We start from the raw sequence: 25341 nt of genomic DNA, 5'->3' as shown, positions 1-25341 counted from the left end.
AGTGCGTCGCACGCAATCGTCGATTCGAATGATGTCACTTTTCTGAATGCATGGCCCGACCTACAGTGATGCGAAACATCACCTCGCAAAGGGTCCAACGTGCGTTCCGCGACCGTACCACCAGCACCTTCGAATGCCTCTGATGGGGCCGCTAGGTTGCGTGACAGGCTGGGCCGCGTACTAGCGCGACTGGACTTGAGCACGCCGCGCGCCACCTATGTGATGCGCTCGATCCTGGCCGCCTGGCTGGCGTTGGTCGTGGCCTACCTGCTGGAACTGGAGACACCGTATTCGGCCGCCTCCACCGTGCTGCTGGTCATCCACCCGATCCAGGGGGCAATCATCGGCAAGGGCACCTGGCGGGTACTCGGTACGCTGCTCGGCATGGGCGTAGCCATCGTGCTGATGAGCGCGTTCGCACAGATGCCTTGGTTATTTTTGTTGGGCTTTGGCCTCTGGCTCGGACTGTGCGTTGCCGGCATGACGCTGCTGCGCCACTTCCGAGCCTCCGGGGCCGTGGTGGCGGGCTACACCGTGGGCCTGGCAACATTCGGCGCACTTCAACATCCGCAAATGACCTTCGACCATGTGATCGGCCGCGGTTCAACCGTGATGGTCGGCGTGGTGTGCCTGGGATTGGTGTCGGCTTTGTTCAGCACCCGCGGGGTGCGCGGCAGGCTCGACGCCTTGCTCAGCAAGCTGGCTGCGGCCACGGCGGACGTTCTGGCAACCCAGCATGAGGCCCTTGGCGGTGATTCATCCGCCGCATCATCTACGCGAGTCACCCCGGCGCGACGCGGCCTCATCGCCGAAATCTATGGGGTGGACGACCTGCTGGCGCTTGGCAAGGCGGAATCAACCGACCTGGCGCAACGGGCGGTAGCCGTGCGACATGCGATGGCGTCGCTCTTTGCCGCACTGGTGGGCGGTATGCCTCCGCTGCCGCCCACCAGCGCCAGCGCGCAAGCGCTACGCACCTTGCAGCCGACGCTGGAGCAGGCATGGCGCGAGTCGCGTGAAGCCCTTGTACGCGGGCCAGGCGGCATCGAACAGGCAATACAGGCGATGCGCCAGGCGCGTGAACGTCTGGTTACGGCCCTCCATGTAACAGTGTTGGATGCGCTGTCTGAGCAGGCATCGCTGCTTATCACTGGCGACCGGCTGATCGAGCAGATCGACGACTACCTGGCCGCGCTGGACGGTATTGCCGCATTGCATGGCCCACGTCCACGCGCCACACCTCCTGCAGTGCAGTTTTACCGCGATACGACTGCCGCAATACAGAACGGACTGCGCGCCATGTTGACCTTGGTGCTGGCCGGTGCGTTCTGGATCGTGACCGGCTGGCCGCATGGCGACATGATGCTGCTGGTGCTGGCGCCGTACTGCGCGCTGCTGGCCACCGCAGGCAATCCTGCTGCCGGCGCGGTCGAGTTCGTCAAGGGGACGATGGTCGCCGTGCCTATGGCATTTTTCTGTGCCTTCGGCGTGCTGCCGCATATTGAGGGCCTGCCGCTGCTGTTGGTCGTGCTGGGTCTGTTCTGGCTGCCCGGTATCTACGCGACCAGCATCCCGCAACACGGGTTGGCGGGCTTGGCCTACCTGGTCGGATTCAACACGCTGACCGCTGCAGCCAATCCGATGCACAGCGATTTCAGCCTGTTCCTGAACTGGTCGGTGGCCTGGGTACTGGCGACGTTTTTTACGCTGTTGGGCTTTCGCCTGCTGCTGCCGCGCGATCTTGCGCGGGACATTGCTCGCCTGCGCCGTCGCATCCGTGACGAGGCGCTGGCCGTATTGCAAGGCAAACGCGTAGATCGCCGCCACTGGCAATGGCGGCAACACCATCGCATGGCGCAACTCGGCGCCTTGCTCAAATCGCAACCCACCGTCATGGATCACGCCATGGGTGACGCATTGGCCAGCTTGCACCTGGGGCGCGAGCTGCTGCGTTTGCGGCACTGGCTACGGTATGCACCTCCCACGTCTGCGCTGAAGCGGTCCGTGGCCATCGCGCTGCAACGCATGGCGTACCGCGCGAGCGATCCGCTGATGGCCGCGCGTCATGCGCGCCACGCCGCGCGCACGATGAACCGTGTGCATGCCGACGACCTTGCCGGGGCGGCGGACCGGCAACGTCTGGCCGCCGCCCTGATCGATATCGCCGAGTTGTTCGAAGGCCATACCGGCTATTTCTCCACGCTACCGAATAGGCGTTCCCATGCTCAGTGAAGTCGCTGTGGCAGGCATCTACCTGCCGCCTTTTTTTGTCTATGCATGCATCGCCGTACCACTGTTCCTGGGGCTGCGCTTCCTGCTGGCGCGCAGCGGCCTGTTGCGCTGGGTCTGGCATCCCGCGCTGTTCGAGTTTGCCATTTCACTCTGCCTGGTTTCGGGACTGATCCTCTATGTTTAACGCTGCTTCCTTGTTGAAACCGGCCGCGAAGGCGACCTTGACCGTGCTGGCGGTCGTCGCTGCGGCAATGCTCGTGACTGCGCTCTGGCGCGCCTATGTGCTTGCCCCCTGGACGCGCGACGGCCGGGTGAGTGCGCAGGTCGTGCGTGTTGCCCCCGAAGTCTCGGGCACCGTGATCGAGGTGACCGTTACCGATGACCAGTATGTGAAGCGCGGCGACGTGCTGTATCGCGTCGACCCCCAGCGTTTCCAGTTCGCTGTGGCACAGGCCGAGGCACAGTTGGCAGCGGCGAGCGCGGCACTGGGCCAGAAGACTGAAGATGCCAGGCGCCGCCGGGGAATGGATGACCTGGTGCCGAGCGAAGACATTCAGCGGGCAAACCAGTCTGTCGCCATCGCGCTGGCCGAACAGCGCCGCGCGCGAGTCGCGCTGGACGTGGCGCGATGGGACCTTGAGCGCACGACCCTCCATGCGCCCGTGGATGGCTACGTCACGCACCTGCGCTTGCGCCAGGGCGACTATGCGGTGACCGGCCGGCCCAACATCGCACTGCTGGATGCGCACAGCTTCTGGATCACCGGCTACTTCGAAGAAACCAAGCTGCACGGCATCCACCCCGGTGCGTCGGCGCAGGTTCGGCTGATGGGCTTCGATGCGCCGGTCCGTGGACATGTTGCCAGCATCGGGCGGGGCATCACCGATACCAACGAGCAGTCCGATGCGCAGGGCCTGCCGAGTGTGGAACCGAGTTTCAGTTGGGTGCGCCTGGCTCAGCGTATCCCGGTGCGGATCGAGATCGACCAGGTTCCCGCCAGCATCGTCTTGATCGGCAGACGCCGGCATTGATGCGCTGGCCGCCGACCGTCGTGCCTTGCAGGTGAGTTTGTTGGCTGAACTCGCTGCCGACTACGCCGAACTGCGTACGGCACAAGCGCGCCTGTCCATCGCCCGCGACAACATCGGCACGTTGCGTACAGGCGAACAACTGGCCGAGCGGGCACAGCAACGCGGCCTGGGCACGTCGGCGGAAGTCGCGCAGGCGCGCGCCGAGCGCGAAGTTGCGCAAGCGCAGCCTCCTCTGTTGGAAGCTGACATTGCGCGCCTGAGCCATGCCATCGGCGTGCTGGCTGGGGGCTTTCCAGGCGACTGGCGCGCCACGCTCGCCGAGCCTTCGCCGACCCTGCCCGTGGCGCCGGCGCTGCCGCTGGCACTGCCCTCGGAGGTGATCCGCCAGCGCCCCGACCTGCAAGCGGATGAACGGCGCTTGGCCGCTGCCACCGCGCAGATCGGCGCTGCAGAAGCTGCACGCTTCCCGCGTTTCAGCATTCCCTTGAGCTTCGGTACCACCGCCAGCCTGCTGCACGACCTGTTCTCCGGCGCGAGCCTGGCATGGTCCGCTGGTGTGCAGGCAAGCCAGACCCTCTATGACGGCGGCCGCGCGCGAGCCGGCGTCACGGCCGCGCAGGCAGGCGCCGAGGCGGTGCGATTGGCCTATGAGCGCGACGTGCGACTGGCCCTGCGCGACGTGGAGGACGCCTTGACCGCGCTGAACAGCGAGCGTCAGCGGCAGAGGTCCCTGGCCGCTGCGGTCGATGACAGCCAGCAGGCACTCGATCGCACGACCCGCCTCTATCGCAAAGGTCTGAGCGGCTACCTGCCGGTGCTTACCGCCCAGCGCGTCGCCAACCAGGCCCGCGACGCGCTGGCGCTCAGCCAGTGGGGCGAAGTGCGCGGTGCCATCGCGCTCTACAAGTCGCTGGGCGCTGGCTGGCAGGACGAGTCCATCGCCCAGAATGCAGTCAGCGCTGGCCCGCCCGAGCAGAGCCCAGCGTCCGAAACAGCCGCTGGCTTATGAGCACAGCCCCAATTTTCTCTCAAGGAGTATCAGCATGAGCCTCGATCCCAGCACGTTCACCATTCACGACATCCGTGAGTTTCCGTTCATCGTTTTCAACCAGGCAGCCGCACAGCCCGGTTACGCGAAACAGTGGGAGGCCGAGATGGTTGCTCTCCTGGGCAATGGCCAGCCCTTCGTGGTGGTGTACGACCAACTCCGCACCGATGAAACCCACGAGGACCGCAAGCACCGTGGCATATGGCTCAAACATAACAAGGAGCCGTTGGGCCGAGTCTGCAAGGCACTCATCAGTATCGAGCCGGACGAGGAACGGCGAGCCCAGGTCAAGGCCATGTCCGAGATTGCCGTCAAAGCCTTCGGCATCCCGCACGAAGTCGCCGCCACACGGGAAGACGCCTTGCGCATTGCGCGTCGGCTGACAGGCGATGACACCTGAAAAGATCACTGGCGTGCAGGAGGCCTTGCCATGGAACTGCGCCACCTGCGATGCCTTCTTGCCGTGGCCGAAAAACTTCACTTTGCGCGTGCCACCGAACGGTTGCATACCGACCAGTCACCTCTGTCGCGCACGATCCAGGAGGAAGATCTGTGTGCGGCCTTGTTCGCGCGTGCCACGCGTAGCACCCGACTGATCCGGGCCGGTGCGCTGTTGCTCGAACATGTGCCACGCGTGTTAGGCCTCGATCAAGCTTCCTGCGTCGTTTGATCCTGTGCGCTGGCATACACCACCAGCCGCAGGTGCCGGTCTTCGTCAACCGTCAGCGAGGTGTGTTCGAACGGCTCGGCGTGGCCGTCGATCATCAGCTTGCGCACGCCGTTGCAGGGCGCCTGAACGTCGTGCTTGCGCCACCATGTCTTGAACTGCGGCGACACCCGTTCCAGCTCGTCCACCAGTTCGTGAATGTCGGCTTCCTGCGTGGCGCGGGCAAAGTCGCGGCGGAAGCTCGACAGCATCAGCGGGGCTTGTTCTTCCCAGGCGTCCACGCGCTCATGCAGCAGCGGGTCGGTGAACAACAGCCACAGCAGGTTGCGCCGCTCGGGCGCGTGCTTGCCGAACCCGAACAGCGCATCGGCCGGCGCATTGAAGCCCAGCACGTCCCAGCGCAGATTGAGCACGAAGGCCGGATGCGGCAGGTCGTGCATCAGGCGCCGCACCAGCGGCGGCAGCACGCACCAGGTCTTGCCCGGCTCGGCGGGCGGGCGTTCGTGGGCCAGCAGGAACAGGTGGCGGCGCTCGGCGGCGTCCAGTTTCAGCACGCGTGCCAGGTTGTCCAGAAAGGCGGCCGACACGCCGATGTCGCGTCCCTGTTCCAGCCAGGTGTACCAGGTCAGGCCGACGCCGGCGAGCGCGGCGACTTCCTCGCGCCGCAGTCCCGGTGTGCTCCGCCGTCCACCGCTGGGCAAGCCCACGTCGGCGGGCGTCAACCGTTCGCGGCGTGCCAGCAGGAAGTCCGCCAGATCGGAGCGGGTTCGTTCCAGGGTGCGCATCGCTTATCCCGTTGTTTCAAGTAATAGCATAAACAGTTTAATTGTAATTGCTTAACAAGGATTTGAGAATCATCGCGTCGTTACCCTGGAGACGCAAGATGACCTCGAATTCCTGCCTTGCGACGCCGCCGTTGCGCGCCGTCAGCGACCCGCCCTGGCTCGGCTTGTCCGTGCTGCTGTTGGCCGGTTTCGTCACGATCTTCGACCTGTTCGTGGTCAATGTCGCCATCCCCAGCATGCAGGCCGGGCTGGGCGCCAGCTTCGCGCAGATCGGCTTCATCGTGGCCGGCTACGAGTTGGCCTTCGGCGTGCTGCTGATCACCGGCGGACGGCTGGGCGACCTGTTCGGGCGCCGCAGGCTGTTCGTCGTCGGCATGGCGGGCTTCACGCTGGCCTCGGCCTTGTGCGGGCTGGCGCCCAGCGCCGGCTTCCTGATCGGTGCGCGGGTGTTGCAAGGGTTGGCGGCGGCCTTGCTGTTCCCGCAGGTCTATGCCTCCATCCGTGTCAACTTCGGCGGCGACGACAGCCGCCGCGCCTTCGGCCTGCTGGGGATGACGCTAGGCCTGGCCGCCATTGCCGGGCAAGTGCTGGGCGGATGGCTGGTGCATGCCGACCTGTTCGGGCTGGGCTGGCGCAGCATCTTTCTCATCAACGTGCCCATTGGCCTGTTCGCCGTCGTGGCAGCACGTTACATCCCCGAATCCCGCGCACCGCAGCGCCCGGCCCTGGACTGGACGGGCGTGGCGCTGGTCAGCGCCGGGCTGGCGCTGCTGCTGGTGCCGTTGATCGAGGGGCCGGGCCAAGGCTGGCCGGCCTGGAGCTTCTGGTCGCTGGGCGTGGCGGTGGTGCTGCTGGCGCTGTTCCATCGGCAGCAGGAGCAGCGGCGCATGGCGGGCGAATTGCCGCTGGTGGACATGCGCCTGCTGGCGCAGCGACGTTTCGCGCTGGGCGCGTTGCTGGTGCTGCTGGTCTATTCCACGTCCAGTTCGTTTTTCCTGTGCTTTGCCTTGCTGGTGCAGACCGGGCTGGGGCTTGACCCCTTCGTGGCGGGCAGCATCTTCGCGCCGTGCAGTGTGTGGGCTTCGTGCTGGTATCGCTGGCCGCGCCGCGGCTGGTGGCGCGCTGGGGTACGCGCGCCATCATCGCCGGTGCGCTGGTCTATGCGGTTTCCATCGGGCTGTTGATCGCGCAGGTGCGGATGGCAGGCGCGGAGCTGGTGCCCATGCGGTTGATTCCCGCCCTGGTTGTGGTCGGCGCGGGCCAGGGCTTGATCATGACGCCACTGCTGAATCTGGTGCTGGGCTTTGTCGATCAAGCGCAGGCGGGCATGGCCTCGGGCGTGATTTCGACCGTGCAGCAGGTTGGCGCGGCGCTGGGGGTGGCCGCGGTCGGCATCCTGTTCGGCGCCGCACTTGCGGGCAATGACGCGGCGGCGCAAGCGGACCAATACGCCTCGGCCTTCGTGGCGGGGATGCTCTACAACCTGGGTGCGGCCCTGCTGGTCTGCGTGCTGTTGCTGATGCTGGCAAAAGCGCAGCGGTCGGCAGGCTAACAAGGAACGGGCGTGATGGAATTCCGGCATCTACGTTGTTTCCTCGCCGTTGCTGAAGAACTGCACTTCGCTCGTGCGGCGGAGAAGCTACACATTGAGCAATCGCCGCGTCGCGCGCCATCAAGGAACTGGAAGAAGAACTGGGCGTGGTGCTGTTCGCACGAACGACCCGAAGCACGCGCCTGACCCGTGCGGGCAAGCTGTTCTTTGAGCATGTGCCGCGTGTCTTCTCGGCCTTGCAACAGGCCCGCGACAGCGTGAAGGCGGCGGCCAACGGCTTCCACAGTCAATTGCGCATTGCCCTGTCCGATGGCATCACGCCGTCGCGGCTGCCGGCCTTGTTGGCACTGTGTCGGCAGGAAGAACCCGAGGTTGAAATCCGCTTCTTCGAGGTGCCGCTGTCGCAACAGATCAAAGGGCTGCACGGCGACCTGTACGACGTGGGCTTTGCCCGCGCCGATGAGGTCGGCGATGGCCTCATTGCCGAGCCGGTATGGAGCGACCCGCTGATGGTGGCCGTGCCGGCACGGCATCCCCTGCTGGTCCACAAGCGCATTCCGTTGGAAGAACTGCTGCGCTATCCCCTGGTGCTGTGCGATCCGCAGGCGTGCGAGGGCCATGCCCGGCAGGTGGATCGTGTGCTGCGCCGTGTGGACATGGAGCCGCTGGTGGCCGAACGGGTAGCGTCCTGCGACCTGATGATGGCGCTGGTCTCCGCAGGCTTCGCCCTGGGATTGACAGGCGAGGCGCACATCACGGCCAGCCGAGAGCAAGGCGTTGTCGCACGCCCTTTGGCCGGCCGGCAACCACTGCTGACGACCTACCTGCTGCGCCCAGGAGGCGAGCCTTCGGAAACGCTGGCTCGTTTCATCGACCGTGTGCAGGCCATCGAATCACCCGAAGGCAGCAGGCCCACGCCGGGCCTTGATGCCGACTCCCTGGAGGAACCCGCATGATAAAGAACTCCATTCCGCTCCTGCTGGCCGTGGCACTGACCGCCTGCGGCCAATCGGAAACGCCCAAGCAGGCCGATGTGCCGACGGTAGAAGAACTGGCCACCGACCCGGCACGGTTGAAGGAACTGCGCCAACAGTGCAAGACCGATCGCGCAAGGCTTGGCGACATGCTGTGCAACCGAGTCGCCGAGGCTACGCGCAAGCGGTTCTACGGCGATGGCAAGACCCCATACACACCGCCGAAGGAGCCGCCCAAGTTCTGATCGCGGTCGATTCAACAACATATTCCGTTTTCTCGCCATACACGCCGCAATGCGCCTGCGCTTGCGGCGTTTTTCTTTGGCTCGACGCTGCGCGAATTCTTCCTTTTTTCTAGACCTTTCTCCCGATAACGGTCTTTGACCGGCACCGACCCAGCACCGATTCTCGCGTCATGCGGCACGTCCTTGTGCCGCGTGTGAACGAGGAATCAGCGCAGAGGAAATCGGAGGCCAGTCAATGCAAGCTCAGGGCGTGTTGTTCGGGCAGATCGCGGTTGTTTTCAGCATCGTGATCGCCGGTGTGTGGAGTGCAACGCAATGGACAGCCGCCGCACTGGCCTACCAGCTACGCCTTGGTTCGCCCTTGTTCGATTTCTTCGGCACGCCGGTCTATCCCCCTGGCGGTTGTTCGAGTGGTGGTTCTTCTTCGATGCCTATGCGCCGCATGTCTTCGGCACGGGCGGCGCGATTGCCGGCGGCAGCGGCCTGGTCGCCGCGGTGGTCGCCATCGCCATGTCGGTATGGCGATCGCGGCAGGCCAAGCGGTTCACGACCTACGGTTCCGCGCGTTGGGCCGATGCCCGCGACATCCGCAAGGCCGGGCTGACCCATCCGGCCGGTGTCTTTCTTGGCTTGCATGAAAGCCAGTACCTGCGGCACGAAGGCCCGGAACACGTCCTGACCTTTGCGCCGACGCGCTCGGGCAAAGGCGTCGGCCTGGTGGTGCCCACACTGTTGTCCTGGGCCGCGTCCGTCGTCGTCCACGACATCAAGGGCGAGAACTGGCAGATCACCGCCGGCTGGCGTTCGCGCTTCTCGCATTGCCTGCTGTTCAACCCGACCGATGCAAAGTCGGCTGCCTACAACCCACTGTTGGAAGTCCGGCGCGGCGCGCATGAAGTGCGCGACGTGCAGAACATTGCCGACATCCTGGTCGATCCAGAAGGCGCGCTGGAGCGCCGCAACCATTGGGAGAAGACCAGCCATGCGCTGCTGGTCGGCGCCATCCTGCATGTGCTCTATGCGGGCGAAGACAAGACCTTGCGCGGCGTCGCCAACTTCCTCAGCGATCCTGCGTGCCCATTCGAGCTGACGCTGCATCGGATGATGACGACGAAGCACCTGGGCGATGCACCGCACCCGGTTGTCGCGTCCGCCGCGCGTGAAGTGCTCAACAAGTCGGACAACGAGCGGTCGGGCGTGCTCTCCACCGCGATGAGCTTCCTGGGCTTGTACCGCGACCCCACTGTGGCCGAGGTGACGTCGCGCTGCGACTGGCGTATCGCCGACCTGATCGCGTCCGCATCACCTGTGTCGCTGTATCTGGTGGTGCCGCCTTCGGACATCAGCCGCACCAAGCCTCTCATCCGGCTGATCTTGAACCAGATCGGGCGACGGCTCACCGAATCGCTCGACGGCAGCGATGGCATCGAGCGCCGCCACAAGCTGCTGCTGATGCTCGATGAGTTCCCGGCGCTGGGCCGGCTCGACTTCTTTGAGACGGCGCTCGCCTTCATGGCCGGCTACGGCATCCGCAGTTTCCTCATCGCGCAGTCGCTCAACCAGATCGACAAAGCCTACGGCCAGAACCATTCGATTCTGGACAACTGCCATGTCCGGGTGACGTTCGCCACCAACGACGAACGCACCGCCAAGCGCATTTCGGAAACGCTGGGCACCGCCACCGAACTGCGCGCGCAGCGCAATTACGCCGGCCACCGCCTGGCCCCCTGGCTGGGCCATCTCATGGTGTCGCGCCAGGAGATGGCGCGCCCGCTGCTGACGCCAGGCGAAGTGATGCAGCTTCCGCCCGACGAGGCGGTGGTGATGGTCTCCGGCCACCCGCCCATCAAGGCACGCAAGCTGCGCTACTACGAAGACGAGAACTTCACGCGGCGCGTGCTGCCGCCGCCCACGCTGGCGGCAGGCCGCTATGCCGACGCACCGGCCGCCCGCCCCGATGACTGGAGTGGCTTGGCGATTCCTACCGTGCCCGCCGCGCCAGCCACGGCATCCGCCGATGACCTTGGCGACGGCGATGACGGCGGCCCGCGCCAGCAACCCGAACTATCCGAAGCCGTCGCCTATAGCCCTGAACCGGAATACCCGGCCAGCGACCTGACGCTGCTCGATGACGACGACTTGCCGCTTCCCCTCCCAAGCCAGCTCGACCCGGCCATGCAGCGCACGGCCCGGCTGGCTTCCCTCGACCCCAACGACGGAATCGACTTATGAGCCAATATCGCCTCAACCTATTCATCCAGCAGGAGCATGCCAAGCGCCTCGATGAACTGGCCGCCAAGAAAGACGTGTCCAAGTCATCCATCGTTGCGGCGGCGCTGGCGTCCTGGCTGTCGCCGGACGCTGGCGACCAGCGCGAAGCCGCCATTGCCAAGCGGCTGGATCGCCTGTCGCGGCAGGCCGAACGGCTGGAGCGTGACCAGAACATCCAGATCGAAACGCTGGCGTTGTTTGTCCGCTATTTCCTGACCGTCAGCACGCCCATTCCCGAGGCGCACCAGGAAGCCGCCCGCGCCCAGGGGAAAGCACGCTTCGAGCAGTTCGTCGAACAGCTCGGCCGCCACCTGCTGCGCGGCCGCAGCCTCGTACGCGACGTGGTGGAAGAACTGCACCCGGACACCGCACGAATGGATGATGCGGCGGCACTGGCTGAAGCCCAGGAGCGTGCCTCATGAGCGCCGTTCCGCAGATGCCGCCCGAACCGCGTTCGTCGGCCGCGACTTCGCTCGATCGCCGCATCCAGATGCTGCGCACCGCTATGGGGCCGCTGATTGCCTCGGCACTGGAAGATCCAGATGTGGTTGAAATCATGCTCAACCCCGACCGCACCCTCTGGGTGGATCGGCTGTCGTCGGGCCGCGCGCCGCTGGGCGTGGAACTGCCCGAGGCCGATGGTGAACGCATCATCCGCCTGGTCGCCGCGCACGTCGGCGCGGAAGTGCATCGCGGCCAGCCGCTGCTGTCGGCCGAGTTGCCCGAATCTGGCGAACGCTTCGAGGGCATCTTGCCGCCGGCCGCGCCTGGACCGGCATTCGCGCTGCGCAAGCGTGCCGTGGGCGTGATTCCGTTGGATCGGTACGTCGCCGACGCAGTGCTGACGGCAGAGCAGGCCGAGTTCCTGCGCCGCGCCGTGCGCGAGCGGCAGAACGTCCTGATCGCCGGCGCCACCAGCAGTGGCAAGACCACGCTGGCGAATGCACTGCTGGCCGAGATCGCCGCCAGCGGCGACCGCGTGCTGGTGCTCGAAGACACCATCGAGCTGCAATGCGCAGCGCGTGACCATGTACCGCTGCGCACCCGCGCCGGCGTCGTGACCATGACCGAGCTGGTGCGCGCCACGATGCGCCTGCGTCCCGACCGCGTGATTGTCGGCGAGGTGCGCGGCGGCGAAGCCCTGGACTTGGTGAAGGTGTGGGGCACCGGCCATCCCGGCGGCATCGCCACGATCCACGCCGGCTCCGCGCTGGGCGCGCTGCTGCGGCTGGAGCAACTGATTCTCGAAGTCGCTGTGAACCCACCGCGTGCGCTGATCGCCGATGCAGTCAACGTCGTGATCCATATCGCCGGCCGTGGCCGCAAGCGCCATGTCGAGAGCATTGTCCGCGTCGTCGGTTTCGACGGTGCGGGCTATCGCCTGGCGGATGCGCTGGAAACACCGTTTCCCGAGCTGCCGCCAGTTCCTTTTGCAGCCGATGGCGCTGCGCTTTTCCCGTCCCCTGACCAACCTGGAGAACTGCCATGACGCACGTCCATGCTTTCCGCTTTTCCGTAAATCCTCTTTTCAACTTCGCACGGCTGCGCAGCCTGGCCCGCCCTGCGGGGCAAGGGCTGCTGCTGGCCGCGCTGCTGCTGTTCCTGGCCGGCACGGCCCAGGCCGCCGGTTCTTCGATGCCGTGGGAAGGGCCGCTGCAATCCATTCTGGAGTCGATCCAGGGGCCGGTTGCACGCATCGTCGCGGTCATCATCATCATTGCCACGGGCCTGGCCTTGGCCTTCGGCGACACGTCGGGCGGCTTTCGCAAGCTGATCCAGATCGTGTTCGGGTTGAGCATCGCGTTCGCCGCGTCCTCGTTCTTCCTGTCGTTCTTCAGCTTCTCCGGCGGGGCCGTCGTATGAGTACCGCGACCGATCTCCCAGGCTTTGAAGTGCCGCTGCATCGCTCGTTGACCGAGCCGATCCTGCTGGGCGGCGCGCCGCGCACCGTGGCGATCGCCAACGGCACGCTGGCCGCCGCCGTCGGGCTGGGCCTGCAACTGTGGATTCCCGGCGTGGTGCTCTGGATCGTCGGCCACTCGCTGGCGGTCTGGGGCGCGCGCGTCGATCCGCAGTTCATGCAGGTCTTCGCGCGGCACATCAAGCACAAGCCGCTGCTGGACGTGTGAGGGGGATGCCATGCTGAACCTTGCCGAATACCGCCAGCGGCCCGCGCTGCTAGCCGACTGGCTGCCCTGGGCCGGGCTGATCGCGCCGGGCGTGGTGCTGAACAAGGATGGCTCGTTCCAGCGCACGGCGCGCTTTCGTGGGCCGGACTTGGACAGCGCCACGCAAGGCGAGCTGATCGCCGCATCAGCGCGGCTCAACAACGCGCTGCGCCGGCTGGGTTCTGGCTGGGCCTTGTTCATCGAGGCAGAGCGCCAATCCGCCGCCGACTATCCGCATTCCGACTTCCCCGAACCGTTGTCCTGGCTCGTCGATGAAGAACGCCGTGCCGCGTTCGAGGAATCGGGCCATCACTTCGAGAGCGCCTATCACCTGACGGTGGCTTTCCTACCGCCGGAGGAATCCCGCGCCCGCGCCGCGAAACTGCTCTACGAGAACGCGCCCGGCGACGGCGTGGACTGGCGCGGCCGGCTCGATGCCTTCGTGGCGGAAACCGATCGCGTGTTCGACCTGCTCGATGGCGTGATGCCGGAAATCGCCTGGCTCGATGACGCCGAGACGCTGACCTACCTGCACGCCTCGGTTTCGACGCGGCGCTACCGCGTGGGCGTACCCGAAGTGCCGTTCCACATCGACGCGCTGCTGGCCGACTCCGCGCTGGTCGGCGGCCTTGCGCCGACGCTGGGCGACCAGCACCTGCGCGTGGTGTCGGTGCGGGGCTTTCCGACTTCCACCTGGCCGGGCCTGCTGGACGACCTCAACCGCCTGGGCTTCGCCTACCGCTGGAGCACGCGCTTTCTCTGCCTGGACAAAGCCGAAGCGGAAAAGGAACTCGCCCGCCTGCGCCGCCAGTGGTTCGCCAAGCGCAAGAACGTCATCGCGCTGCTGCGAGAGACGATCTTCCAGCAGGAAAGCCCGCTGGTCGATACCGACGCCAACAACAAGGCAGCGGACGCGGACGCTGCCATGCAGGAACTGGGCGGCGATCAAGTCGCCTTCGGCCACTTCACTGCCTCGGTGACGGTGCTCGATGCCGACCCGGCCGCGGCCGACGAGAAGCTGCGCATGGTGGAGCGCGTCATCCAGGGCCGGGGCTTCATGACCATTCCCGAAACCCTCAACGCCGTGGATGCGTGGCTGTCCTCGATCCCCGGCAACGCTTACGCCAACGTGCGCCAGCCCATCGTCTCGACGCTGAACCTGGCGCACATGATGCCCCTGTCCGCCGTATGGACCGGGCCGGAGAAGAACGACCACCTGGACGGGCCGCCGCTGATCGTCACCCGCACCGATGGCGCCACGCCGTTCCGGCTGGTGACGCACATCGGCGACGTAGGGCATACGCTGGTCGCCGGCCCGACCGGCATGGGCAAGTCGGTCTTGCTCGCCATCCTGGCGATGCAGTTCCGCCGCTACTTCGGCTCGCAGATCTTCGCCTTCGACATGGGCCGCTCCATGCGCGCCACCGTCCTCGGCCTGGGCGGCGAGCACTACGACCTGGGTGCCGATGGTGGTATTGCCTTCCAGCCGCTCGCGCGTATCGACCGGGAAAGCTATCGCGCCTGGGCGGCGGAATGGGTGGAAGGCCGGCTGCTGCATGAAGGCGTGGCCGTCGGCCCCGACGAGAAGGCGGTCATCTGGTCGGCGCTGGGCAGTTTGGCCGGTGCTCCGGTCGAGCAGCGCACGTTGACCGGGTTCTCGGTACTGCTGCAATCGAACGCGCTACGGCAGGCACTCGCACCCTATGTGCTCGGTGGCGTGCACGGCAAGCTGCTGGACGCGGACACCGATCGTCTCGGCTTCGGTGACGTGCAGGGCTTCGAGATGGAAGAACTGATGCACAGCCCCGCCGCCGTGCAAGCGGTGCTGCGCTATCTGTTCGCCCGCTTCGATGAGCGTTTCGACGGCGCACCCACGCTGCTGATTCTGGATGAGGCGTGGCTGTTCCTCGATGAGCCGTCTTTCGCGGCACGCATCCGCCAGTGGCTCAAGACGCTGCGCAAGAAAAACGTGTCCGTGATCTTTGCCACGCAATCGCTGGCCGACATCAAGGATTCGACCATCGCGCCAGCCATCATCGAGAGCTGCGCCAGTCGGATTTTCCTGCCGAACCCACAGGCCACCGAGCCGCAGATTCGCACGATCTACGAGGGCTTCGGCCTCAACAGCCGGCAAATCGAAATCGTCGCCACCGCGCAGCCCAAGCGCGACTACTACTACCAATCGCGCCTCGGCAATCGCCTGTTCGACCTTGATCTGGGGCCGGCCGCGCTCGCGTTCGCGGGCGCTTCCACTCCACAAGATCAGCGCGACATTGACCGCGTACTGACGCAGGCCGGCGCTCCCGGCTTCGCCGGCGCGTGGTTGCGCCATCGCGGCCTCGATTGGGCCGCCGACCTGCTGCCGTCCTCGCCGGCGGCGGCTTCTTTCCTCGCTTCTCAACCGCTGGAGGTTTCGCTATGAAGACCCGTGTGCTTTCCGTATCCCTGGCCGCCGTGCTGTCCGTGTCGCTGCTGGCCGTGCAGCCCGCATCGGCGATTACGTTCATCGACCCCGCCAACCTTGTGCAGAACACGCTGACCGCCATCCGCACGATGGAGCAGATCAACAACCAGATCAATCAACTGCAAAACGAGGCGCAGATGTTGATCAACCAGGCCCGCAATCTGACGAGCCTCGATTTCAACATCGTCAACCGCCTGCGCTCCACGCTCGCCACCACCGAACGCCTGATCGCCGAGGCGCAGGGACTGGCCTACGACGTGCAGAGCATGGATGCCACGTTCGCCCGTCTGTACCCGGAGCAGTACGCCGCGACCATCAGCGGCGACCGCATGGCGCAAGACGCCCGCGAACGCTGGAAGAACACGCTCGATGGTTTGCATACCGCGATGCGGATGCAGGCGCAGGTGTCGCAGAACCTGGCCCAGGACGAAAGCGCACTGGCCGATCTGGTCAGCCAGAGCCAATCGGCCACCGGCGCTTTGCAGGCGCAGCAGGCGACCAACCAGCTTCTTGCCTTGCAGGCCAAGCAGTCCATCCAGTCCCAGCAGCTCCAGATCACCCAAGACCGCGCCGCGTCGCTGGAAATGGCGCGACAGGCGGCGGCCACCGAGCGTGCCCGCGAAGTGCGGCGGCGCTTCCTCGGCAGCGGCACGCCGTACACGCCGCAGTCCATCAATTTCTACAACAACTGACGGAGGCGGCCATGCGATGCGCTTCTGTCTTGTCGGTTTTGCTGCTGGCCCTGCTGCTGACCGCTTGCGGCCAGCAGTCGGCCGAAAGCCTGGCCGATGCCTTGGCCGCAGATCCCGTGCGGCTCAAGGCGTTGCGCGCGCAGTGCGCGGCCGACCGGCAGGCCGTGGGCGAAGACGACTGCCGCGCTGCCGCCGACGCCTTCCGGCGGCGCTTCTTCTCCGGCCAGGCCGGGCCGGACGAATACCGGACGCTGGCCGAGCTGCCGCCGATTCCGGCGAGTTTCGATGAACCCATTGGAAGGGACACGCCATGAACGACGTGACCATCATCGACCGCTTCCTCGATACGTTCTCGCGCTACATCGACTCCGGGTTCGGCTTGCTGCAAGGCGAAGTGGCGTTCCTGACAGCCACGCTGATCGTCATCGACATGACCATCGCTGGCCTGTATTGGGCCATGAGCCACGCCACCGGCCAGGGCGAGGACGTGATCGCCAAGCTGCTGCGCAAAGTGCTCTACGTCGGTGCCTTCGCCTACATCATCGGCAACTTCAACTGGCTGGCCGGCATCGTCTTCCGCTCGTTTGCCGGGCTGGGCCTGACGGCCACCGGCTCGACCATGACGATGGAGAACTTCCCGCAACCGGGGCGGCTGGCCAAGACCGGCATCGACGCGGGCGCACCGATTCTGGAGCAGATCGGCAACATGGCGGGCTTCCCCGAAGTCTTCGTGAACATCGACCCCATCGTGGTGATGTTCCTCGCCTGGCTCACCGTCATCCTGTGTTTCTTCGTGCTGGCGATCCAGCTTTTCATCACGCTGATCGAGTTCAAGCTGACCACGCTGGCCGGCTTCGTGCTGGTGCCGTTCGCCTTGTGGAACAAGACCTCGTTTCTCGCCGAAAAGGTGCTCGGCAACGTGGTGTCGTCGGGCATCAAGGTCTTGGTGCTGGCCGTCATCGTCGGCATCGGCTCGGGCCTGTTCGCCGAGTTCCAGGTTCACCCCGCCGAACCCTCCATCGACCACGCCCTTGTCGTGATGCTGGCCTCGCTCGCGCTGCTGGCGCTGGGCATCTATGGACCGGGCATCGCCACCGGCTTGGTGTCCGGTGCGCCGCAGCTCGGCGCAGGCGCCATGGCGGGTGCCGCCATTGGTGCCGCCGGCACGGCCGTTGCCATCGGTGCCGCCGCGACCGGCGTGGGCGGTGCGGTCGCGGCCGGGGCACGCATGGCACCGGCAGCCGCGAAGCTGGCCGGCGCCGGTGCGCGTGCCGCCACCTCGGCGGCTGGTAGCGCACGCTCGGCGTTCCAGGCCGGTTCCGCTGCTGCGGGCGGCGGCGCCAAGGGCGCAATGGCCGGCTTGAGCAATGTCGCCAAGACCGGCGCGCAGGCTGCCGGGCGCAGCGCCGCATCTGGCGCGTCCGGCGCTGCGCAGAAGATGACCGGCGCTTTCCGCGCTGGATGGAACGGCACAGAGGCCGGCGGCGGCGCTGCGTCCGGTGCGGCTGGCTCCGACCAGGCGGCCGCAGACAGCGCCGCCGGCTCGCAGAAGCAAGAGCAGCCCGCATGGGCCAAGCGGATGCACCGCCGCCAGCAGATCACCCATGCCGCGACCACTGCCGCACACACGTTGCGCGGCGGCGATGGCGGCGGCTCCGGGCAAGGCCCGAGCTTGCGCGGCTCCGACGACTAAAGCGATTCACAAGGAGAACTGACCATGCGATTCAAACGACCGCAGGTGCGCTATGCCGATACGCCGCAGCCTGCCACTCCGTATCAAGCGGCCGCCCTGGTGTGGGACGAGCGTATCGGCTCATCGCGCGTACAGGCGAAGAACTGGCGGCTGATGGCCTTCGGCTGCCTCACGCTCGCGCTGCTGATGGCCGGTGGTTTGGTGTGGCGCTCGGCACAGTCCATCGCGACGCCCTACGTCATCGAAGTCGATCAATCCGGACAGGTGCGCACCGTAGGTGAGGCCGCCACGCCGTATCGACCTGCCGATGCGCAGATCGCGCATCACCTGGCGCGCTTCGTGACGCTGGTGCGCTCGCTGTCCATCGACCCCATCGTGGTGCGGCAGAACTGGCTCGATGCCTACGACTACACCACCGACAAGGGCGCGGCCGTGCTCAACGACTACGCGAGCAAGAACGATCCATTCGCTCGTGTCGGCCGCGAGTCGGTGACGGTGCAGATCACCAGCGTCACGCGCGCCAGCGATGCCTCGTTCAACGTCCGTTGGACGGAGCAGCGGTTCGTCAATGGCGCACCCGCTGGCACCGAACGCTGGAACGCCGTGCTTTCCACCGTCCTGCAAACCCCGCGTACCGAACAGCGCCTGCGCAAGAACCCGCTGGGGATCTACGTCAACGGCCTGTCGTGGAGTCGCGAACTGGATTCTTCCGAAGGAGCCAAGCCATGAACCTGCCTTTCCGCTTTTACGCTTTCGTGCTGATGTTCGCGGCCCTGTCGGGTTGCGCCTCGCAGGGCAAGCCGCCGCCGACCATCTCGCTCGATGAGCCGGTGCAGGCGCAGCCGTTGCCCGAACCGCCCAAGCCGGTTGAAGTCGTCGCCGTGCCCAAGCCGCTGGCGCTGCCAGCGCAGTTGAAGCCGCTGCCGGAGCTGGACGAGGCAGCGCCCGTGCCGGAGCCGACCGACGAGAAGGTGCGCGTCTCGCGCGCCAATGCCGAGGCGCGTATCGCGCCGACCCGCGAGGGCTACGTCAATGCGATCCAAGTGTGGCCGTACAGCGACGGCGCGCTGTATCAGGTCTATGCCGCGCCGGGGCGCGTCACCGTGGTTTCGCTTCAGCCCGGCGAGGAACTTGTCACCGTCGCCGCTGGCGATACCGTGCGCTGGATCGTGGGCGACACGTCCAGCGGCAGCGGCGAGGCGCTGCGCGTCAATGTGCTGGTCAAGCCCACCCGCTCGGGCCTGAAAACCAATCTGGTCATCACCACCAGCCGCCGGACATACCTGCTGGAACTGACCTCGACCGAGAAGGCATGGATGGCCTCGGTGTCATGGGACTACCCGAAAGACCGGATGTCGGCCTTGCAGCGCCAGTCGCAGGCCGCACAGACAGCCGCGCCGGTCGATACCGGCTTGGCGCTGGAGAAGATCCGCTTCCGCTACGCGATCAGCGGCAGCAATCCGCCGTGGAAGCCGCAGCAGGCCTTCGACGATGGCGAGAAGGTCTATATCCAGTTTCCGCCTGGCATCGCCCAAGGCGAACTGCCTCCGCTGTTCGTCATCGGCGCGCAGGGTGACGGCCAGCTCGTCAACTACCGTTTCCGTTCGCCGTACTACATCGTGGATCGCCTCTTTGGTGCGGCCGAACTGCGCCTGGGCGGTGATGGCGGCGACGTGGTGCGAATCGAGCGCACCGACGGCGTGGCGCGGAGGAACTGACCATGAGCCAGGACGACACTCCCGACCTCGCCGCGCCGCAGGCGGCGGGCAAGATCGCGCCCGAAGCGGTGGCGCTGCGCGGCCAGCCGCGCCCGGTCACGCGCCTGAACCGGCGCACGCTGGCCATCCTCACCGGCGGCCTGTCGGTCGCCGTACTCGGCGCGCTGATGTGGTCGCTGCAACCGCAGCGGCGCGGGGCCAACGAGCAGACCGAGCTTTACAACGTCGATCGCGTCTCCAAGTCCGAAGGGCTGGATGCGCTGCCGGCGGACTACTCCAAACTGCCGCCGGCCTTGCCGCCCACGGTGCCCGAGCTGGGGCCGCCGCTGCCGGGTGATCTTGGCCCGGCCATCGTCAAGTCGCAGCAGCCGGTGACGGCCGCCTATGCGGCCCCTGGCCACGACCCGAACGATGCGCTGCGCAAGGAAGCCGAAGCGGCCGCGGGTTCATCGGTGTTCTTCCGCTCTGGCACGCAGAAGGCCGCACCGGTTGCGCAGTCGCAGGCCGCCGCCGCGCCGGGCTTCGCCGCCAATGCGGCGTTCGACCCGATGGCGGCCGGGCCGGCCTCCGCGGCGGCGCAGCCCGCCGACCCGACAGCGGTACAGAACCGGCAAGACCAGAAAGAGGCATTCCAGAAAGCCGGAACCACGGAAACCCGTAATTCCGGCAACCTGACCCTGCCGGCTTCGCCATATCAGGTGATGGCCGGTACGGTCATCGCCGGTGCGCTGGTGACGGGCATCAAGTCGGATTTGCCGGGCGATGTGATCGCCACGGTGACGGAGCCGGTCTATGACACGGCTACCGGGCGTTTTTTGCTGACCCCGCAGGGTTCGCGCATTCTGGGCCGCTACAACAGCCAGGTCAGCTACGGGCAGAGCCGCGTGCAGGTGGTGTGGAACCGGATCATCCTGCCCGACACGTCTTCGCTCACGCTCGACAACCTGGTCGGAGCCGACCCGGCCGGCTATGCCGGGCTGGAAGACGGCGTGGACTACCACTGGGGCCGCATCTTCGCCGGCGCGGCGCTGACCACGCTGCTGGGCGTCGGCGCCGAGCTGGCCGCGCCCGAGAACCGCCAGGACGGCGACCGCATCATCATCGCCGGGCGCGACAGCGCGCAGGACAGCATCAACCAGGTCGGCCAGGAGCTGACCCGGCGCAACATGAACATCCAGCCGACGCTGACCGAGCGGCCGGGCCTACCGGTTCGCGTCATCGCCAACCGCGACTTGGTACTGCGGCCCTATCAGCCATTGTTCTTCAACAAGGGGACTTCGCGATGACGACGCGCAAGCTGCGGCTCGGGCCGCTACCGAAAACGGAATCCACGAAGCTGACCTTCGCCTGCCCGGCCAGCCTGAAAGCCGACCTCGACCACTACGCCGCGCTGCACGCGCAGGCGTATGGCGAGGCCGTTGATGCGGCCACGCTGATTCCGCACATGCTCGAAGCCTTCATGGCGGCAGACAGAGGTTTCCGGCGCGGGACGGCCGCGCAACAGCGACCCGCGAAAGCCGTCTCGGCGTCTATCAGTCCCGAAGCCCGCGCGCAGTGAACCGGCTCTGGCCGGCGCGCCGGGCGGCCTCGATCAGTGCCGCGCTGACCGGGCTGTCCTTGCCGGCAAAAGCGTAGAAGCGCGCCTCCGGCAGTTCGGGCAGGCCGTCTTCGCTGCCCAGCACGCGCAAGCCTTCGCTGCGCTGGCTGTCGGCGATGACCGTGATGGCAAAGCCCGCGCGCGCCGCCGACAGGCACCCAGCCATGCTGCTGCTCTCGAAGACGATGCGCCAAGTGCGATCCGTCTGGCCCAGCGCCGTGACGGCCGACTCGCGGTACACGCACGGCTCGGGGAAGACGGCCAGCGGCAGCGGTTCTTCTGTTGGCAAAGGTTGATCGGCCGCAAAGACCCAGACCAGGGGTTCTTCCCACAGCAAAGTGCCGCCGCCCTCGACGCGGCTGCATTGCTTGCCAAACACGAGATCCAGCCGGCCACGCTCCTGCTGGCGCAGCAGATCGGCGGTGATGCCGACCTTCAGTTCAACCGTGGCTTCGGGGTTGCCCTGCCGGAAGCGTTGCAGCACCTGGGGCAGCCAGGCACCGGCAAAGTCTTCCGAGGCACCGATACGCAGCCGTCCGCGCAGCGGTGTGCCCCGCAGCTTGGCGCGGGCCTCGCGTTCCAGATCGAGGATGTTGCGGCCGTAGGCATACAAGGTCTCGCCCGCCTGTGTCAGTTCCAGGCGGCGTGTGGTGCGTGCCAGCAGGCTGGCGCCTGCGATCTGCTCCAACCGGCGCATATGTCCGCTGACCGCCGAAGGCGTCAGCGCCAGCCGCTCGGCGGCGGTGGCGAAGCTGCCGCTGTCCACGATTTCGAGGAAGGTGCGCAGCAGCACCGTCTCCAGCGGTGGACCATCGGCGATAGGGGATATGTTCATGCTGGAATTCAACGCGAAAAATCATCAATGAAGAATGATTATTCTCCAATCGAATGGAGTCGTCCAGCTACGCTGGTGCATCTTCATGACGAGAGACAAGCCCATGCACAACTACCACTTCGCTTCTACCGAACGGCTCGACATCGCCTATCTCGAATGGAACCCGCAGGGAGCGCGAACCGCCATCCTGTTGCACGGTTGGCCGGATAGCCCCGAATGCTGGAAGGCCGTGGCGCCCGTTCTGGCCGATGCCGGCTACCGGGTGCTGGCGCCGGCGTTGCGCGGCTTCGCGCCGACCCGGTTCCGGGAGGCCGCCACGCCGCGCAGCGGCCAGCTGTTCGCGTTGGGCCGCGATCTGCTCGACTTCATTGACGCGCTGGGCCTGGAGCGTCCGGCACTGATCGGCCACGACTGGGGCGCGCGGGCCGCGGCCAATGCCTGCGGCCTGCGTGACGGCGTGGCCTCGCATCTGGTGATGCTCTCGGTCGGCTATGGCACCAACGACCCGAACCAGCCACTAGCGCTGCCGCAGGCGCGCAACTACTGGTATCACTGGTACATGGCCACACCGCGCGGCGCGCGCGTGGTGCGGGAGGAACGCGAGGCGTTTGCTCGCACGATGTGGGACACCTGGGCGCCGGAAGGCTGGTATGAGCAGGCCGACTTCGCTGAAGCGGCTCGCGCATTCCAGGGCGAGGACTGGGCCGAGATCGTGCTGCACTCCTACCGCCACCGCTGGGGTTTCGCCGAGGGTGATCCCGCCCATGCGGAGGACGAAGCGCGTCTGCATCCGGCGCCGGTGCTGTCGGTGCCGACGCTGGTGCTGCATGGAGGTGCCGACACCTGCAATCACCCCGACAGTTCCAAAGGCAGGGAGACATTCTTCAAGGGCTGCTACGAACGGCTGGTGCTCGATGATGTCGGGCACTTCCCGCAGCGCGAATCGCCCCAGGCCGTTGCAGATGCCGTCCTGCAGTTCTGCCAACTGAAGTAGGTGGCAAACCCTTGAACGCGCAGCCCAACGCTGCGCGTTCTTCGTTCTGGAGAGGGTGAAAAGGGATGGGCTACGATGGCCACGCAAGCTCGCCGTCCCTTGACAATCATCACCGCTACAGCGCGACCCGGCTTGCTTTCCCAAGGCTCTTATGTGACTCCCAGCCCACAACGCCGTCTCCCATACAGGTGGCGCGAAACAGAGCTGTCGTGGTCAAGTTTTGGTGGACACGGAGATAGGGGATTTCAGGTGGTGGCTTTCTCGTAGTCGGCAGGCGATCGATAGCCGAGGGTGGAGTGCAGCCGGTGGGTGTTGTAGAAGGCGACGATGTAATGGGCGATGTCGGCAACGGCCTCGGCGGGGTTGGCGTAGCGGCGCTGCCAGACCCGCTCCATTTTCAGGTTCAGGAAGAACCGCTCCATCACCGCGTTGTCCCAGCAGTTGCCCCGGCGGCTCATGCTGGCGAGCAGACCGTGGCGTGCCAGTAGGTCGCGGTGGGCCTGGCTGGCGTATTGGCTTCCACGGTCGGTATGCACGATCAGCCCCGGCTTGGGCTGGCGCAGGGCGATGGCCATCTGCAAGGCGGTGCAGACCAGCTCGGCAGGCATGTTCGGGGCCATCGCCCAGCCGACCACCTTGCGTGAGTACAGGTCCAGCACCGCGGCCAGGTACAGCCAGCCGCGCTCGGTGCGGATGTAGGTGATGTCGGCCACCCAGGCCTGGTCGGGGGCTTCCGGGTTGAAGCGCCGATCCAGAAGGTTGTCGGCTACCGGCATCTCGTGCCGGCTGTCGGTGGTATGGACGAACTTGCGCTTCCAGCGCGCCTTCAGCCCCTGCTGCTTCATCAGGCGGCGGACCCGATAGCGACCGGCGGGCAGGCCCTGGGCCTTCAGGGCGGCGCACAGCCGGCGGCTGCCGTAGTTGCCGCCGCTAGCCTGGAAGGCCGATTGCAAGGGCGCCGTGAGGGCGCAGGCCCTCGGCGCTGACCGCCGCCGAGCGGCATACACCCCAGAACGGCTCACGCCCACAAGCCGGCACAACCGGGTGGTGTCGGCCTTCTCCTGCCACTGATGGATCATCTGCTGGATCACTTCAGTTCCCGGGCGAAGAAGGCCGATGCTTTTTTTAGGATCGACACATCCTCGCCTAGCCGCTGGTTCTCACGCTCCAGTTGGCGGATGCGTTGCTGCTCGGGGGTCAGCGGCCTGCCTTGTCCCGGCTGGCCAGCCTGCTCGGCCTCGGACTGGGACAACCACCGGCGCACCGCGCTATCGACCAGGTCCAGGTCGCGGCACACCTGGCCCACACTCAGGCCTTGGTCTTGGATCATCTGCACCACCTGTAGCTTGAAGGCGGTGTCGAAAGTTCTACGGCTACGGGGCGTCATGTCGTTCAAAGTCCTCGTTGGAGACGATCATCCCCTATCGAGGTGTCCACGAGAATTAGACCAGGACAAGCTAACCTCTTGCCCTGGATAGGGTTTCAAGCCTCGCGTGATTTGCACGAAAGGCTTGACACCGGACATTTTCCATTATCGACAGTGCCACCTACGCGTTCGAGGCGGTGCCCTACCCACAGGGCGGGCGCGGCTGTATGTCCCTACTGCGGCATCCAACCAAACCGCTGCTCTACATCGGCATATCGCGCGGTGGACGCATCGCGGGGCGAGCCTACCCTCATGCGAACTGCTACGTCGCGACATACGACCTCGCGCGACGGGACTACATCAGTACGGCGCAACTGGCCGAGGTCACCAATGGCCAGACCGACGACGCGACACCGGCGTGCCTGACCTACGACGCCGTCTACGAACGGGTGTACGTAGGCATGTTCCAGTCGCGTCGTGGGATCTGTGTCTTGGATCCGGACACGGGCGCGTGGCGCCGGGACGTGCGGTTTGAACGCACCTCGAACAACACAACGCCATTTCCCTGGGTGGACCCGCTGCGCCAAGTGATTGCTGGCTCGTTGTTGCTCAGCGTGAGCCGCAACAACCGCGAACTGGTCAGCTTAGATCGCGAATCCCTAGAGCCCAAGGCCTCCGTCTATCTGGGCGAAGGACGCAGCTGTCCTGGTGATCTGATCGTGTGGCGGGACTTCGCGGTGGTCAGCAATCCCGCGCTACAGGGATTGCACTTCGTCCCGCTCAGTATGCTGGCCTGAATCTCGGTACTTGCGCAGCATGCCCGGAGTGCCAATTGCCTGAACTTAGATGGATCGCTGCAAACCCACGTGGTCCCTGAAGCTCTGCAAGATCCTTGTCGGTGTCATCCGTCTCTACGTCCGCTTTGGGTCGGAAGTTGCCCTTCTCTACCCCCGATAAATCTTCCTAATCCCCTACCCCACTAACGCCTGCTCTCGGCCAAAAGTGGATA

25 protein-coding genes and 3 pseudogenes are annotated in these 25341 nt (G+C 66.0%); 25 read left to right on the top strand and 3 right to left on the bottom strand.

Going from position 1 to position 25341, the window contains the following annotated elements; genetic code table 11:
• The first annotated feature begins 195 nt into the window (after positions 1-195).
• The 6 genes and pseudogenes from FZ025_RS19875 to FZ025_RS22750 form a co-directional block, all read left to right on the top strand.
• A complete protein-coding gene (locus tag FZ025_RS19875) occupies positions 196-2232 on the top strand; it encodes an FUSC family protein (protein WP_208803701.1) in 2037 nt (678 codons plus the stop codon).
• The gene (locus FZ025_RS19870; RefSeq protein WP_104558950.1) at positions 2222-2416 is read left to right on the top strand and encodes a DUF1656 domain-containing protein; all 195 of its coding nucleotides are present in this window, start codon (positions 2222-2224) and stop codon (positions 2414-2416) included. The genes FZ025_RS19875 and FZ025_RS19870 overlap by 11 nt, the downstream gene beginning before the upstream one ends.
• Positions 2417-2426: 10 nt before the next feature.
• Positions 2427-3263, top strand: a complete 837-nt coding sequence (locus tag FZ025_RS19865) for an HlyD family secretion protein (protein ID WP_208803700.1) — start codon at positions 2427-2429, stop codon at positions 3261-3263.
• 40 nt (positions 3264-3303) lie between these two features.
• Positions 3304-4272 (top strand): TolC family protein, encoded by a 969-nt coding sequence (locus FZ025_RS19860; RefSeq protein ID WP_244292409.1) that lies wholly within the window; start codon positions 3304-3306, stop codon positions 4270-4272.
• Positions 4273-4306: 34 nt separating this feature from the next.
• Positions 4307-4711 (top strand): hypothetical protein, encoded by a 405-nt coding sequence (locus tag FZ025_RS19855; RefSeq protein ID WP_046981984.1) that lies wholly within the window; start codon positions 4307-4309, stop codon positions 4709-4711.
• Between the two features lie 30 nt (positions 4712-4741).
• Positions 4742-4966: pseudogene (locus tag FZ025_RS22750) on the top strand (LysR family transcriptional regulator); the annotation flags it as partial.
• Here FZ025_RS22750 and FZ025_RS19845 read toward each other — a convergent pair.
• Entirely contained in the window at positions 4960-5763 is an 804-nt protein-coding gene (locus tag FZ025_RS19845) for a helix-turn-helix transcriptional regulator (protein ID WP_046978376.1), read from the bottom strand. The pseudogene FZ025_RS22750 and the gene FZ025_RS19845 overlap by 7 nt on opposite strands.
• 98 nt (positions 5764-5861) lie before the next feature.
• On the opposite strand from FZ025_RS19845, the gene FZ025_RS19840 reads away from it, so the two are divergent.
• From FZ025_RS19840 to FZ025_RS19765, 17 genes and pseudogenes are all read left to right on the top strand, one after another.
• A complete protein-coding gene (locus tag FZ025_RS19840) occupies positions 5862-6947 on the top strand; it encodes an MFS transporter (RefSeq protein WP_208803698.1) in 1086 nt (361 codons plus the stop codon).
• A complete protein-coding gene (locus FZ025_RS22055; RefSeq protein ID WP_208803696.1) occupies positions 6848-7315 on the top strand; it encodes an MFS transporter in 468 nt (155 codons plus the stop codon). The genes FZ025_RS19840 and FZ025_RS22055 overlap by 100 nt, the downstream gene beginning before the upstream one ends.
• 15 nt (positions 7316-7330) lie before the next feature.
• A pseudogene (locus FZ025_RS19835) lies at positions 7331-8271 on the top strand (LysR family transcriptional regulator).
• Positions 8268-8534, top strand: a complete 267-nt coding sequence (locus FZ025_RS19830) for an EexN family lipoprotein (protein ID WP_386269205.1) — start codon at positions 8268-8270, stop codon at positions 8532-8534. Before FZ025_RS19835 ends, FZ025_RS19830 begins: the two are co-directional and overlap by 4 nt.
• Positions 8535-8769: 235 nt before the next feature.
• Positions 8770-10766, top strand: a pseudogene (locus FZ025_RS19825) (conjugal transfer protein TraG).
• A complete protein-coding gene (locus tag FZ025_RS19820) occupies positions 10763-11227 on the top strand; it encodes a ribbon-helix-helix protein, CopG family (RefSeq protein WP_104558954.1) in 465 nt (154 codons plus the stop codon). Before FZ025_RS19825 ends, FZ025_RS19820 begins: the two are co-directional and overlap by 4 nt.
• Positions 11228-11295: 68 nt before the next feature.
• Positions 11296-12294 carry a P-type conjugative transfer ATPase TrbB gene (trbB, locus tag FZ025_RS19815; protein ID WP_425478444.1) on the top strand — a complete coding sequence of 333 codons (999 nt, stop codon included), beginning with the start codon at positions 11296-11298 and terminating at the stop codon, positions 12292-12294.
• Positions 12291-12668, top strand: coding sequence for a TrbC/VirB2 family type IV secretion system protein (locus tag FZ025_RS19810; protein ID WP_046982101.1), 378 nt, complete (start codon positions 12291-12293; stop codon positions 12666-12668). The genes trbB and FZ025_RS19810 overlap by 4 nt, the downstream gene beginning before the upstream one ends.
• Entirely contained in the window at positions 12665-12934 is a 270-nt protein-coding gene (locus tag FZ025_RS19805) for a VirB3 family type IV secretion system protein (RefSeq protein ID WP_023081460.1), read from the top strand. The genes FZ025_RS19810 and FZ025_RS19805 overlap by 4 nt, the downstream gene beginning before the upstream one ends.
• 10 nt (positions 12935-12944) lie before the next feature.
• Positions 12945-15395 (top strand): conjugal transfer protein TrbE, encoded by a 2451-nt coding sequence (gene trbE, locus FZ025_RS19800; protein ID WP_046982102.1) that lies wholly within the window; start codon positions 12945-12947, stop codon positions 15393-15395.
• Entirely contained in the window at positions 15392-16129 is a 738-nt protein-coding gene (gene trbJ / locus FZ025_RS19795; RefSeq protein WP_104558956.1) for a P-type conjugative transfer protein TrbJ, read from the top strand. Before trbE ends, trbJ begins: the two co-directional genes overlap by 4 nt.
• 11 nt (positions 16130-16140) lie before the next feature.
• Positions 16141-16443: a hypothetical protein gene (locus FZ025_RS19790; protein ID WP_104558957.1), complete on the top strand. Its 303-nt coding sequence runs from the start codon at positions 16141-16143 to the stop codon at positions 16441-16443.
• Positions 16440-17822 (top strand): P-type conjugative transfer protein TrbL, encoded by a 1383-nt coding sequence (gene trbL, locus FZ025_RS19785; RefSeq protein ID WP_046982105.1) that lies wholly within the window; start codon positions 16440-16442, stop codon positions 17820-17822. The genes FZ025_RS19790 and trbL overlap by 4 nt, the downstream gene beginning before the upstream one ends.
• A gap of 24 nt (positions 17823-17846) precedes the next feature.
• The gene (gene trbF, locus FZ025_RS19780; protein WP_046982106.1) at positions 17847-18551 is read left to right on the top strand and encodes a conjugal transfer protein TrbF; all 705 of its coding nucleotides are present in this window, start codon (positions 17847-17849) and stop codon (positions 18549-18551) included.
• Complete coding sequence (trbG, locus tag FZ025_RS19775) at positions 18548-19540, top strand: P-type conjugative transfer protein TrbG (protein WP_104558958.1); 993 nt, start codon at positions 18548-18550, stop codon at positions 19538-19540. Before trbF ends, trbG begins: the two co-directional genes overlap by 4 nt.
• A 2-nt stretch (positions 19541-19542) precedes the next feature.
• On the top strand, positions 19543-20826 hold the full coding sequence (locus tag FZ025_RS19770) for a TraB/TrbI/VirB10 family type IV secretion system protein (protein WP_046981073.1): 1284 nt from the start codon (positions 19543-19545) through the stop codon (positions 20824-20826).
• On the top strand, positions 20823-21098 hold the full coding sequence (locus tag FZ025_RS19765; RefSeq protein ID WP_046981072.1) for a DUF2274 domain-containing protein: 276 nt from the start codon (positions 20823-20825) through the stop codon (positions 21096-21098). Before FZ025_RS19770 ends, FZ025_RS19765 begins: the two co-directional genes overlap by 4 nt.
• On the opposite strand, the gene FZ025_RS19760 is transcribed toward FZ025_RS19765, so the two are convergent.
• Entirely contained in the window at positions 21073-21972 is a 900-nt protein-coding gene (locus tag FZ025_RS19760) for a LysR substrate-binding domain-containing protein (RefSeq protein WP_046981071.1), read from the bottom strand. The two genes, FZ025_RS19765 and FZ025_RS19760, sit on opposite strands and share 26 nt — an antisense overlap.
• A gap of 103 nt (positions 21973-22075) precedes the next feature.
• Between FZ025_RS19760 and FZ025_RS19755 the strand changes: the two genes are divergently transcribed.
• Positions 22076-22966: an alpha/beta fold hydrolase gene (locus FZ025_RS19755; protein ID WP_046981070.1), complete on the top strand. Its 891-nt coding sequence runs from the start codon at positions 22076-22078 to the stop codon at positions 22964-22966.
• 245 nt (positions 22967-23211) lie between these two features.
• Here FZ025_RS19755 and FZ025_RS19750 read toward each other — a convergent pair.
• Positions 23212-24353 (bottom strand): IS3 family transposase gene (locus FZ025_RS19750; RefSeq protein ID WP_208803672.1). Its coding sequence is split into 2 segments (ribosomal slippage): positions 23212-24083 and positions 24083-24353, totalling 1143 coding nucleotides; the frame shifts between segments, so codons are not numbered across the junction.
• Positions 24354-24559: 206 nt separating this feature from the next.
• Between FZ025_RS19750 and FZ025_RS19745 the strand changes: the two genes are divergently transcribed.
• Positions 24560-25129 (top strand): hypothetical protein, encoded by a 570-nt coding sequence (locus tag FZ025_RS19745; RefSeq protein WP_053057148.1) that lies wholly within the window; start codon positions 24560-24562, stop codon positions 25127-25129.
• The last annotated feature ends 212 nt before the right edge of the window (positions 25130-25341 follow it).

This window comes from Xanthomonas hyacinthi (genome assembly GCF_009769165.1).
In the GTDB taxonomy this organism is placed as follows: Bacteria; Pseudomonadota; Gammaproteobacteria; order Xanthomonadales; family Xanthomonadaceae; genus Xanthomonas_A; species Xanthomonas_A hyacinthi.
The sequence above is the reverse complement of the archived record's forward strand: the minus strand, read 5'-3'. Positions and strand labels throughout refer to the sequence as shown.

Bases quoted from the DNA above. Each gene is read 5' to 3' on its own strand.
- FZ025_RS19870 (WP_104558950.1), top strand. From the start codon at position 2,222: ATGCTCAGTGAAGTCGCTGTGGCAGGCATCTACCTGCCGCCTTTTTTT.
- FZ025_RS19855 (WP_046981984.1), top strand. From the start codon at position 4,307: ATGAGCCTCGATCCCAGCACGTTCACCATTCACGACATCCGTGAGTTT.
- FZ025_RS19845 (WP_046978376.1), bottom strand. From the start codon at position 5,763: ATGCGCACCCTGGAACGAACCCGCTCCGATCTGGCGGACTTCCTGCTG.
- FZ025_RS19840 (WP_208803698.1), top strand. From the start codon at position 5,862: ATGACCTCGAATTCCTGCCTTGCGACGCCGCCGTTGCGCGCCGTCAGC.
- FZ025_RS19830 (WP_386269205.1), top strand. From the start codon at position 8,268: ATGATAAAGAACTCCATTCCGCTCCTGCTGGCCGTGGCACTGACCGCC.
- FZ025_RS19820 (WP_104558954.1), top strand. From the start codon at position 10,763: ATGAGCCAATATCGCCTCAACCTATTCATCCAGCAGGAGCATGCCAAG.
- trbB (WP_425478444.1), top strand. From the start codon at position 11,296: ATGCTGCGCACCGCTATGGGGCCGCTGATTGCCTCGGCACTGGAAGAT.
- FZ025_RS19810 (WP_046982101.1), top strand. From the start codon at position 12,291: ATGACGCACGTCCATGCTTTCCGCTTTTCCGTAAATCCTCTTTTCAAC.
- FZ025_RS19805 (WP_023081460.1), top strand. From the start codon at position 12,665: ATGAGTACCGCGACCGATCTCCCAGGCTTTGAAGTGCCGCTGCATCGC.
- trbE (WP_046982102.1), top strand. From the start codon at position 12,945: ATGCTGAACCTTGCCGAATACCGCCAGCGGCCCGCGCTGCTAGCCGAC.
- trbJ (WP_104558956.1), top strand. From the start codon at position 15,392: ATGAAGACCCGTGTGCTTTCCGTATCCCTGGCCGCCGTGCTGTCCGTG.
- FZ025_RS19790 (WP_104558957.1), top strand. From the start codon at position 16,141: ATGCGATGCGCTTCTGTCTTGTCGGTTTTGCTGCTGGCCCTGCTGCTG.
- trbL (WP_046982105.1), top strand. From the start codon at position 16,440: ATGAACGACGTGACCATCATCGACCGCTTCCTCGATACGTTCTCGCGC.
- trbF (WP_046982106.1), top strand. From the start codon at position 17,847: ATGCGATTCAAACGACCGCAGGTGCGCTATGCCGATACGCCGCAGCCT.
- trbG (WP_104558958.1), top strand. From the start codon at position 18,548: ATGAACCTGCCTTTCCGCTTTTACGCTTTCGTGCTGATGTTCGCGGCC.
- FZ025_RS19770 (WP_046981073.1), top strand. From the start codon at position 19,543: ATGAGCCAGGACGACACTCCCGACCTCGCCGCGCCGCAGGCGGCGGGC.
- FZ025_RS19765 (WP_046981072.1), top strand. From the start codon at position 20,823: ATGACGACGCGCAAGCTGCGGCTCGGGCCGCTACCGAAAACGGAATCC.
- FZ025_RS19760 (WP_046981071.1), bottom strand. From the start codon at position 21,972: ATGAACATATCCCCTATCGCCGATGGTCCACCGCTGGAGACGGTGCTG.
- FZ025_RS19755 (WP_046981070.1), top strand. From the start codon at position 22,076: ATGCACAACTACCACTTCGCTTCTACCGAACGGCTCGACATCGCCTAT.
- FZ025_RS19745 (WP_053057148.1), top strand. From the start codon at position 24,560: ATGTCCCTACTGCGGCATCCAACCAAACCGCTGCTCTACATCGGCATA.